The 9,686-nt window shown below is 37.9% G+C and carries 9 protein-coding genes; 7 read left to right on the top strand and 2 right to left on the bottom strand.

Annotated features, from left to right (window positions below; genetic code table 11):
* Positions 1-274, bottom strand: a 274-nt coding sequence (locus ACILQF_RS06665; RefSeq protein WP_395626637.1) for a crossover junction endodeoxyribonuclease RuvC, incomplete at its 3' end; no start/stop codon positions are given.
* Positions 275-371: 97 nt separating this feature from the next.
* Between ACILQF_RS06665 and ACILQF_RS06660 the strand changes: the two genes are divergently transcribed.
* From ACILQF_RS06660 to ACILQF_RS06630, 7 genes are all read left to right on the top strand, one after another.
* Positions 372-1,346: a hypothetical protein gene (locus ACILQF_RS06660; protein WP_395626636.1), complete on the top strand. Its 975-nt coding sequence runs from the start codon at positions 372-374 to the stop codon at positions 1,344-1,346.
* On the top strand, positions 1,327-2,460 hold the full coding sequence (locus tag ACILQF_RS06655; RefSeq protein ID WP_395626635.1) for a glycosyltransferase: 1,134 nt from the start codon (positions 1,327-1,329) through the stop codon (positions 2,458-2,460). The genes ACILQF_RS06660 and ACILQF_RS06655 overlap by 20 nt, the downstream gene beginning before the upstream one ends.
* 255 nt (positions 2,461-2,715) lie before the next feature.
* Positions 2,716-2,943: a hypothetical protein gene (locus ACILQF_RS06650; RefSeq protein WP_395626634.1), complete on the top strand. Its 228-nt coding sequence runs from the start codon at positions 2,716-2,718 to the stop codon at positions 2,941-2,943.
* A 597-nt stretch (positions 2,944-3,540) separates the two neighbouring features.
* On the top strand, positions 3,541-4,140 hold the full coding sequence (locus ACILQF_RS06645) for a ribonuclease HII (protein ID WP_395626633.1): 600 nt from the start codon (positions 3,541-3,543) through the stop codon (positions 4,138-4,140).
* Between the two features lie 77 nt (positions 4,141-4,217).
* Positions 4,218-5,294 carry a glycine cleavage system aminomethyltransferase GcvT gene (gene gcvT / locus ACILQF_RS06640; protein ID WP_395626632.1) on the top strand — a complete coding sequence of 359 codons (1,077 nt, stop codon included), beginning with the start codon at positions 4,218-4,220 and terminating at the stop codon, positions 5,292-5,294.
* Positions 5,295-5,308: 14 nt separating this feature from the next.
* The gene (locus ACILQF_RS06635; protein ID WP_395626631.1) at positions 5,309-6,022 is read left to right on the top strand and encodes a 2-phosphosulfolactate phosphatase; all 714 of its coding nucleotides are present in this window, start codon (positions 5,309-5,311) and stop codon (positions 6,020-6,022) included.
* A gap of 476 nt (positions 6,023-6,498) precedes the next feature.
* A complete protein-coding gene (locus tag ACILQF_RS06630) occupies positions 6,499-9,156 on the top strand; it encodes a hypothetical protein (protein ID WP_395626630.1) in 2,658 nt (885 codons plus the stop codon).
* A 268-nt stretch (positions 9,157-9,424) separates the two neighbouring features.
* On the opposite strand, the gene ACILQF_RS06625 is transcribed toward ACILQF_RS06630, so the two are convergent.
* Positions 9,425-9,686: nucleotide pyrophosphohydrolase (locus ACILQF_RS06625; protein ID WP_395626629.1), on the bottom strand; the 262-nt coding region annotated here is incomplete at its 5' end.

Genomic DNA, 9,686 nt, shown 5'->3' with positions numbered 1-9,686 from the left:
CTCGCCCCAGCTTGAGCATTACCTGAATATTTTTACCGTAAAATGGAGCTTCAATGGATAGGCAATCTGGTTTATATTGGTCGATCAATAGAACTGTTTTCTCAAAAATCTGCTTTAGTTTTAGAGGGTGATCGTTTAGATGATCCATTTTTACCACGCCCATGCAAACTAAATCGACATTATTTTTCACCTCCTTAACTATTCCATAGCCCATTACGCTCGTTCCTGGGTCAATGCCAAGGATTATGCGTTCATTTGATTTTTCTTTTAACATGCTTAGCAATAATAAGAAATAACCTTCTTTTTTATGATTTTCATTAAATCATTTTCAAAATAAAATTTGCCTAGCTTTTTCTTAACATTGCATTAGCATGAAATCACAAACAAAAAAGATTTTGAGTGTTGCAATAAAGGTAAGCGTTATCGTAATGGCTTTCTTGTTCATCTTTAAAAAACTAAGTGATAATCAGAATATCAGCAACTTCAAGTCGTTGATGAGTTCAATTTCCTTGATTAGCACCAGTTTGGTGATGTTTAGTGTGTTTTCCTTGATGTTATTGAATTGGTTTTTGGAGTCTCTAAAATGGAAGTTTTTAGTAAGAGACATCGAGAAAATAAGTACCTGGAAGTCTGTCGAGTCTGTTTTTTGTGGTTTAACCTGGGCAGTATTCACCCCAAATCGTATTGGCGAATACGGTGGTAGGGTATTGTTTCTTTCTCCAAGAAAGCGGATAATGGGTGTTGTAGCTATGAGTGTGGGCTCAATCGGACAGTTAGTAGTGACCAATGTTTTGGGATCGCTGGCTCTATTATGGTTTTTCATCACTTTTACGGAACTCAACGCTATTTTAATTTTTGCACTAAGTATTTTGATTATACTTTTTTGTGTGTTTTTGCTTCTATTTTACTTTAATATTCAGTGGCTCTATGGTTTGCTGATGAAGATTAATTTTCTGAAGCGTTTCCAGCGATTTTTTATTATTTTCTCAAAGTACAAGCATGCCGATATTGTCCGGATTTTAATGTATTCTTCGTCGCGATACCTGATTTTTACGATACAATATTTTCTGGTTATTCATCTTCTTGTGCCTGATATTCAATTGTTTGAGATGATGATGATCCTTTTTATTTTTTATTTCATACAATCTGCCCTTCCTTCTCTCGATCTTTTAGATATTGGGGTTAGGGCAAGCGTTGCTACCTATTTTTTCGCTTTTGTTACCAATCAAGAGATTGCAATAATGGCGGCAATTGCGTGTGTTTGGTTAATTAATTTAATTGTTCCCGCTATATTAGGATCTGTTTTTGTACTTAAACTTAACTTCTTTGGTCGTTCTAATCGTTAGTCTTCTTGTAGCAATCCTTACTTTAATGTATGGGGGGGCATTGTTTTATTTAAAAAAGGGATGGGCAAAGCTGAGTCCGATTGATATTACTGAACAAACTTGTAATACCACTGTAAGCATTTTGATTGCCGCACGAAATGAAGAGGAGAAAATCAAGAATACAATTGAGGATGTGCTGGCGCAGGACTATCCTTCGCATTTAATGCAGCTCATTATTGTAGACGATCATTCAACAGATAAGACCTCCGAAATTGTGCGTTCATTTGCCGATCGCGGCGTGAAATTGATCGTTCTCAACGAAAAGGAAGCACTGAATTCATATAAGAAAAAGGCCATTTCTGAAGCAATTAATCAATCTGATGGGGAGTTAATCATCAGTACTGATGCCGACTGCAGAATGGGTTCGAAGTGGCTAAGAACTATTGTGTCCCTTTATGAATCAGGCGATTATAAGCTAATTTCTTCTCCTGTTGTTTATTTCGAGGAGCAAAATCTATTTGAGAAAATGCAGAGCCTCGAATTTTTATTTTTGATAAGTCTCGGGGCATCCGGAATTGGGAATGGTAAACCTACAACCTGCAATGGGGCAAATTTGGCTTATAAAAGAGATGTTTTTCTCGAGTTGAATGGTTTTCAGGGAATTGATAATTTGGCGTCAGGTGATGATGAGCTATTTATGCATAAAGTAGCCGCTGCCTATCCCCAAGGAATTGCTTTTTGTAAATCAAGGGATGCCTTTGTTTTTACCCATGCAAAAGCAAGTCTGGGCGAATTTGTTCAACAACGTAAGCGATGGGCTTCAAAGAGTACGAGTTATAAAAATAAATGGCTTTTAGGTTTAGGGATTATGATTTGGGTTTTCAATCTATCTATTTTTTTGAATGTAATTGCGGGCTTCATTAATCCTATTTTTTGGATGATTGCTGCAGCTAGTTTTGGCATCAAGGCGGTGTGCGAACTATTATTTATGATTCCTGTTTGCCAATTTGTTGGAAGGGCTAAATTGCTTTGGTATCAGCCATTTCTCTCTCTAATTCACATCCTTTATCTCATTTATATTGGTATTGCCGGTAATTCTGGGAAATATATGTGGAAAGGGAGAATGGTAAGGTAATTAGCCATCAAATATGTATTTTACGTATTTCTAGGGTTTTATTTTGCTAGGAGAGTAAATCATATTTGCTTATTAAAATGGAAAGATATAGAAACAAACAAGCTCATTTAATCGCTCGATAGATTTTTGTTATCGTATATTAATTACTAATTTAAATAGCGTTCTTAGACTGAAACATAAATTGTCGAATAAAATACACCCAATTAATGAGGATGAATTGAGTTAATTCAACTCTTCCTGAAGCGTCAGGCAGAATTGAACTCTATACTTGAAATTACGCAGGCCATTAATAAGAATAGTGCTCCTTCAGTGCTATTTGAAATTTTTGTTCTGATTTTAAATGAGCAATTAAAAATTGGCAAGATCCGTCTTTTAATACGCGAAGGAGAGCATTTTTACTGTGCAATACTCTTTGATGATGAATTTGAAGATGCAAAAATTTTACAAGAAACTTGGGAGGCTTTAAGTAATTACACGAAATAACTCCTTAAAAGCGAATGTAAATCAACTTCTAAATAATTACGAATATTTCGTGCCGGTTTTCCATAAAGATGAGTTTCTTGCTTTTGTTTTTTGTGTGCGGTTGGATTGCGCCAGCTGCCTAAGAGGAAAAAAAGTTTTTTGTTTCTTTTGGAATCAAAAGAAAGAGATTCATTTTATAATATTTAATTTTTAACGGCATGAATGTGTTGTAATTGACTTTCCCCGCTTATTGCCGCGGGGGCTAGTCCTTTTTCTTTAGGAAAAAAGTGACCAAAACCCCACCGCTGCGTCTGATGCTATGAATGTCAGTGGGTTGGCAAGGGTTGTCACTGCCGCACCAGCCAAGGCGGAAGATCGGTTGGTAAGGGTCTGTGAACGGACGATTTGTGGTGGGATTGAATTTGATTTTTTTAATCAAATTTTAATTAAACTGTCAAATGAACTGGGATTCAAGACAATGAAAATATAAAAACTGATTTTAACCAAAATGGAGTTTGCTTTTTATTATATAATTAAAAACATGTTATATTGCATAAAAATGGCTTTTTTATAAAAATTTTATTTTAGCCGCACAAGAGTGATTTCAATTATTCGAACATGCTATTACCCTATTTTCAGGATGAATTTATTGAAGCAGGCTGTGATGAAGCGGGTAGGGGTTGTCTCGCTGGACCAGTTTTTGCGGCTGCGGTGATTCTTCCTAAAAATTTCCAGCACGATCTTTTGAATGATTCTAAGCAGCTAAAGGAAGCCGACCGCTTTGCTTTGAGGCAAATTATTGAGAAAGAAGCTTTGGCCTTTGGGGTTTCTTTGGTTGACCATCAAGAAATCGACAGGATTAATATTTTAAATGCATCGATTAAGGCTATGCACTTGTCTGTCGATCAGTTAAGTATCCGGCCGAGTTTTATTATTATCGATGGCAATCGCTTTAAGCCTTACCAAGATATCCCACATCAATGTGTAATTAAGGGGGATGGAAAATATTTCTCTATTGCGGCAGCATCCATTTTGGCAAAAACCTATCGGGATGAGTTTATGCTTGATATAGCATCCGAATACCCAAAATATGATTGGGCAAATAATAAGGGATATCCCACAGTAAAACATCGTAAAGCGGTGATTGAATTTGGAATGACACCCTATCACCGTAAAAGCTTTAGAGTAAGCGACCCACAGCTTAGCCTTTCGATTTAAATGAAAAGAAGCAAAAATTGACCTTTCCTTTTAATCGTTTTTGACTACTTTTGCGGCAACCAATAAAAGATTTCAAAATGAAGATTGTTGCATTAAATGATACGCATATTGCCCTAGGAGCTAAGATGGTTCCTTTTGCAGGATTTAATATGCCAGTTCAATATAGTGGGATAAACATCGAACATGAAACCGTCCGTAAGGCGGTAGGTGTTTTTGATGTGAGTCACATGGGTGAATTTATTCTGAAAGGTGAAGGTGCGCTTGATTTAATTCAGCGTGTTTGCTCAAATGATGCTTCTAAGCTTTTTGATGGCAAAATTCAATACTCTTGCTTGCCAAATGAAACTGGCGGAATTGTAGATGATTTATTGGTTTATCGAATTGATGAAAAGACCTTTATGTTGGTGGTAAATGCCTCTAATATTGAAAAGGATTGGGATTGGATTTCAAAATACAATACTGGTGGAGTAGAAATGATTGATATTTCTGATCGTACATCTTTACTTGCGGTTCAAGGTCCTAAAGCTACTGAAGCACTTCAAAGTTTAACAGATGTGGATTTATCCTCCATGGAATATTATACTTTTAAAAAGGGCGTTTTTGCAGGAGTGGAAAATGTATTGATCTCAGCAACAGGCTATACCGGAGCTGGTGGTTTTGAATTATATTTTGAGAAAGAGCATTCGGAGCATATCTGGAATGAAGTATTTAAAGCGGGAGCAGATTTGGGTATTAAGCCTATCGGACTTGCAGCACGTGACACCTTAAGATTAGAAATGGGTTTCTGTTTGTATGGAAACGATATTGATGATACTACTTCTCCGATTGAAGCAGGACTTGGCTGGATTACAAAATTTACTAAGAACTTTGTGAACTCTGCTAATTTAGCTGCTCAAAAAGAAAGTGGTGTAACTCGTAAACTGGTTGGTTTTGAGATGATTGAGCGTGGTATTCCACGTCATGATTATGAAATTTTTGATGCTGCAGGGAATGTAATTGGTAAGGTAAGTTCTGGGACACAATCACCTACATTACAAAAAGCTATCGGAATGGGTTATGTGAAAACAGAATTTTCAAAAGAAGGAACTGATATTTTTATTGGTATCCGTGAAAATAAGATCTTGGCTAGGGTTGTAAAGTTTCCATTTAAATAGTGATTATTAATAGAATGGAAAAACGTAACCTTGAAGTCTGCCTAACACCCGCTCTACTGCATTTACACGATATTTCGAATAGTATTGTAGTGGTTATTGATATTTTTAGAGCCACTTCCTCCATTTGTTATGGGATAGAAAATGGCGCTACGTCAATTATTCCCGTAGCTACAGTTGAAGCTTGTGAATCGTATCGTGAATCTGAATTTTTATTGGCAGCAGAGCGAAATGGGGAGGTTGTAAAAGGTTTTGATTTCGGTAATTCACCGTTTTCCTATACTCAAGAGAAGGTGAATGGTAAGACAATTGTGTTAACCACTACCAATGGAACGCATGCCATCAATATGTCGCGAAGTGCTAGTAAGATTGTTATCGGTTCATTTCTAAACATTGCTTTTTTATGCAACTGGCTAAAATCACAATCTAACGATGTTTTGCTTCTGTGCTCTGGCTGGAAGGATAAAGTTAATTTGGAAGACACGCTTTTTGCCGGTGGGGTTGTTCATCATTTGAAAAATGAAGATTATATTTTGGATGATGCTGGCATCGCATCGGAAGATTTGTACAATTTGGCTAAAGATGATTTAGGACTTTACCTCAAAAAAACATCACATAGCGAACGTTTAAAAAAGCTTGGAATTGAAGAGGACATCGCTTTTTGCCTGAATTTGAATATCACCAATAGTATTCCAGTATTGGAAGGTGAGCGTTTGATAAGGATGGTTTAATTTTCCTGATGGGTGATTATGAGCTAATATCAGCCCTGTGGTAAGCGCTTTTTTGCGACAGATAATATTAATCTAACATCTGCAATATTTCCTTTATAGCATCGGACTTTTTTACAGAAAAAGACTATTTCTTTCAAGTCAATAAAATTGCTTAATTAATATAATTAAAGGCAATTTTATTTCAATTTATACAATTATTTTTTTTTCTGTGATTAATTTTTTTCAGTAAATTTTCTTTACGCTAATAAACCAAAGCCCTCCGCAAAGCTTTTATTTTTCCTATGTTAAACTTTTTTCAAAAAAAAATATAAAAAATTCTCCTGATAGGGTATTTGGACTTATTTTTTATAAATTATTTAATTTTCTCAGCATTGATGTCTTAATTTTTTCAATTATTAAAATTTGTTTGTATCCTTGTCAAGGTTAAATATAAATAAAACCTGTCGCCGAATTCATTAGCTAACAAATTGAAATCAATGAAAATCAAAATAGGTCTTTTAGTCCCAATCACCCTTTTACTATTGTGCTCTAAACTGTATGCACAGGTAGGCATCGGTACGAATACTCCGGCAGCTTCGGCGGCCTTAGAGGTAGCTTCTAGTACAAATAACAAAGGAATATTGATTCCCCGAATCACTGCTACGCAGAAAGATGCGATTAACAATCCTGCTGAAGGCTTAATGATTTATCAAACTTCAGCTCCGGCCGGATTTTATTATTATATGGGTTCTGCCTGGAAATTGATAATGACGCAAACGGATTTGGATACCAAATTATCAACGGTAGATGCAACTACATCTTTAAACACCAAGGTGGATAAGGTAGCAGGCAAGGAATTATCAAGTAATGATTATACCACAACTGAGAAAACAAAACTGGCAGCCATCACTGGAAGCAACACCGGTGACCAGGATTTAAGTGCCCTAGCCACAATTACTTCGGTAGCTTTAAAAGCCAACACCACGGATGTAGCTACAAGTCTGGCTTCAAAAGTGGATAAGGTAGCAGGCAAGGAATTATCAAGTAATGATTATTCCACGGCTGAAAAAACTAAACTAGCAGCCATTATTGGAAACAATACAGGTGATCAGGATTTAAGTTCCTTTGCAACTACAAATGCGCTTGCATTAAAGGCCAATACAACGGATGTAAGCAATAGCTTGACCAACAAAGTAGACAAAGTTAGTGGTAAGGAATTATCTACCAACGACTATACTTCTGCAGAAAAGACAAAACTGGCAGCCATCACTGGAAGCAACACCGGTGACCAGGATTTAAGTGCCCTAGCCACAATTACTTCGGTAGCTTTAAAAGCCAACACCACGGATGTAGCTACAAGTCTGGCTTCAAAAGTGGATAAGGTAACCGGCAAGGATTTATCAAGTAATGATTATACCACAACAGAGAAAACTAAGCTGGCAGCAATCACTGGAAGCAATACCGGCGACCAGAATTTAAGTGCACTTGCCACAATTGCTTCGGTAGCTTTAAAAGCCAACACCACGGATGTAAACACAAGTTTGGACTCAAAAGTGGATAAGGTAACAGGTAAAGAATTATCAAGCAACGATTATACCACAGTTGAGAAAACTAAACTGGCAGCCATCACTGGAAGCAATACTGGAGATCAGGATTTAAGTACGCTTGCAACAACTGCATCGGTAGCTTTAAAAGCAAACATAACGGATGTAAACACAGATTTGGCACTGAAGGCGAATACTGCTGAGCTAACTAATTCCTTGGCTTTAAAAGCACCACTAGCTTCCCCAAACTTGGTCACTCCCAATATAGGGGTTGCCACAGGAACTAGTTTAAGTGTTTCGGGACAATTAACTTCAACCATTGCACCAGGAGCAGCTCCCTTAGTAGTGAGCTCTACCACTCCAGTTGCTAATTTAAGCATCGGTGGTAATGCAGCCACAGCAACACTTGCCTCAACGGTTACCACTAATGCTGACTTAACAGGCGATGTGACTAGTAGCGGAAGTAATGTAACAACGATAGGCGCTTCGAAAGTAACAAATGCCATGTTGGCTGGAAGTATTGATTTGACCAGTAAAGTAATAGGTATTTTGCCATCATCGAATGGAGGCACCGGAAATGGTTTTACCAATATTACAGGACCTACAACTTCTGTTAAAACGTTTACTTTACCAGATGCCAGTGCTACAATTCTTACCTCTAATGCTACGGTGTCCGTTGCACAGGGCGGTACAGGTGCTAGCACACTAACTGCTAACAATGTTTTATTAGGAAATGGAGCAGATGCTCTACAAGCAGTTGCTCCAGGAACGAACGGCAATGTATTAACCTCTAACGGGACCACTTGGGCCTCTACTGCCCCAAGCGGAGGACTGCCAACCACGGGAAATATGAGTGGTGATATGCTCTATTGGAATGGAACTGCCTGGGTTAAAGTAGCGCCTTCACAATATGAAGGTGCTTATTTACAATCAAAAAGTGGGGTACCTACTTGGTTAGTATCGTCAGGAGTAACTACTGCTGTAGTGGATGTTACCAATCCAACCACCGGCAAAATATGGATGGACCGCAACCTAGGTGCAACTCGAGTTGCCAACGACTTCTATGATCATCTCTCTTATGGTGATTTATACCAATGGGGAAGAGGAAGGGATGGACATCAAAATGTAGTTTGGACATCTTCAACTGCAAGTGATGGGGCAGAACAAAATAAAGAAACCATCACACTATCATCAACTGACGTACCTGGGAATGGTAACTTTATTTTAGCACCAAATTCACCTTACGATTGGCGCAGTGGCCAAAACGTTAATTTATGGCAAGGTGTAATCGGTATTAACAACCCTTGCCCAAGTGGTTATCGTTTGCCAACAGAACCTGAATGGGAAGCTGAGCGCGTAAGTTGGACAAGCCAAAATAATGTAGGAGCTTTTGCTTCTCCGCTTAAATTGCCCGTGGCGGGCTACCGCTACAGCGGCGATGGTTCGTTCTTCGGTGCTGGGTCTTATGGCTTCTATTGGAGCAGTACGGTTAGTGGCACCGTATCACGCGGCCTCCTCTTCGGCCCCCCCTCTTTTTTTGGTGGAAGCAATGCCAGTATGATCGCCGACTTCCGAGCAATCGGATTCTCTGTGCGTTGCCTCAAGGATTGACACTTTGATTCATTTGACACTTAACTATGCCATTCCGCTTTTTCAGCGGATGGTATAGTTTTATAACTGCGAAGCGGTCGATTTTTTTTTAAAATTCGGCAATAAATAAGATGTTACCTTTAGTAAATCGGGGTTTTGCTTGAATATTGCCGAGTTACGACACAAAAACATGAAAGTAATTTTTTTGAGACCAATAAATGATGACTCTTTTAGAAAAAACTAAAAATAGTGAAGATAACAAGATATTAACTCTAAGAAATCTTTAGGGTTACTTCAACTTCTCATTATTCTTATGCCTATCGGCATCCCGGATATTTTTCTTTTCTAGGTTTTTTTGAAGTGCTTCCGTGAGGTTTGTGCCTGTTTGGTTGGCTAAACATATTAATACAAAGAGTACGTCGGCAAGCTCATCGCCAAGATCATGGCCTTCATCAGATTTTTTAAAGGACTGTTCACCGTAAGTTCTAGCCATAATTCGAGCAACTTCACCCACTTCTTCCATGAGGATAGCGGTATTGGTTAATTCATTA

The organism is Daejeonella sp., assembly GCF_044232565.1.
Taxonomy (GTDB): Bacteria; Bacteroidota; Bacteroidia; order Sphingobacteriales; family Sphingobacteriaceae; genus Daejeonella.
The sequence above is the reverse complement of the archived record's forward strand: the minus strand, read 5'-3'. Positions and strand labels throughout refer to the sequence as shown.

What these genes read in the sequence shown, in the direction of transcription:
- ACILQF_RS06660 (WP_395626636.1), top strand. Translation starts at nt 372, where the DNA reads ATGAAATCACAAACAAAAAAGATTTTGAGTGTTGCAATAAAGGTAAGC.
- ACILQF_RS06645 (WP_395626633.1), top strand. Translation starts at nt 3,541, where the DNA reads ATGCTATTACCCTATTTTCAGGATGAATTTATTGAAGCAGGCTGTGAT.
- gcvT (WP_395626632.1), top strand. Translation starts at nt 4,218, where the DNA reads ATGAAGATTGTTGCATTAAATGATACGCATATTGCCCTAGGAGCTAAG.
- ACILQF_RS06635 (WP_395626631.1), top strand. Translation starts at nt 5,309, where the DNA reads ATGGAAAAACGTAACCTTGAAGTCTGCCTAACACCCGCTCTACTGCAT.
- ACILQF_RS06630 (WP_395626630.1), top strand. Translation starts at nt 6,499, where the DNA reads ATGAAAATCAAAATAGGTCTTTTAGTCCCAATCACCCTTTTACTATTG.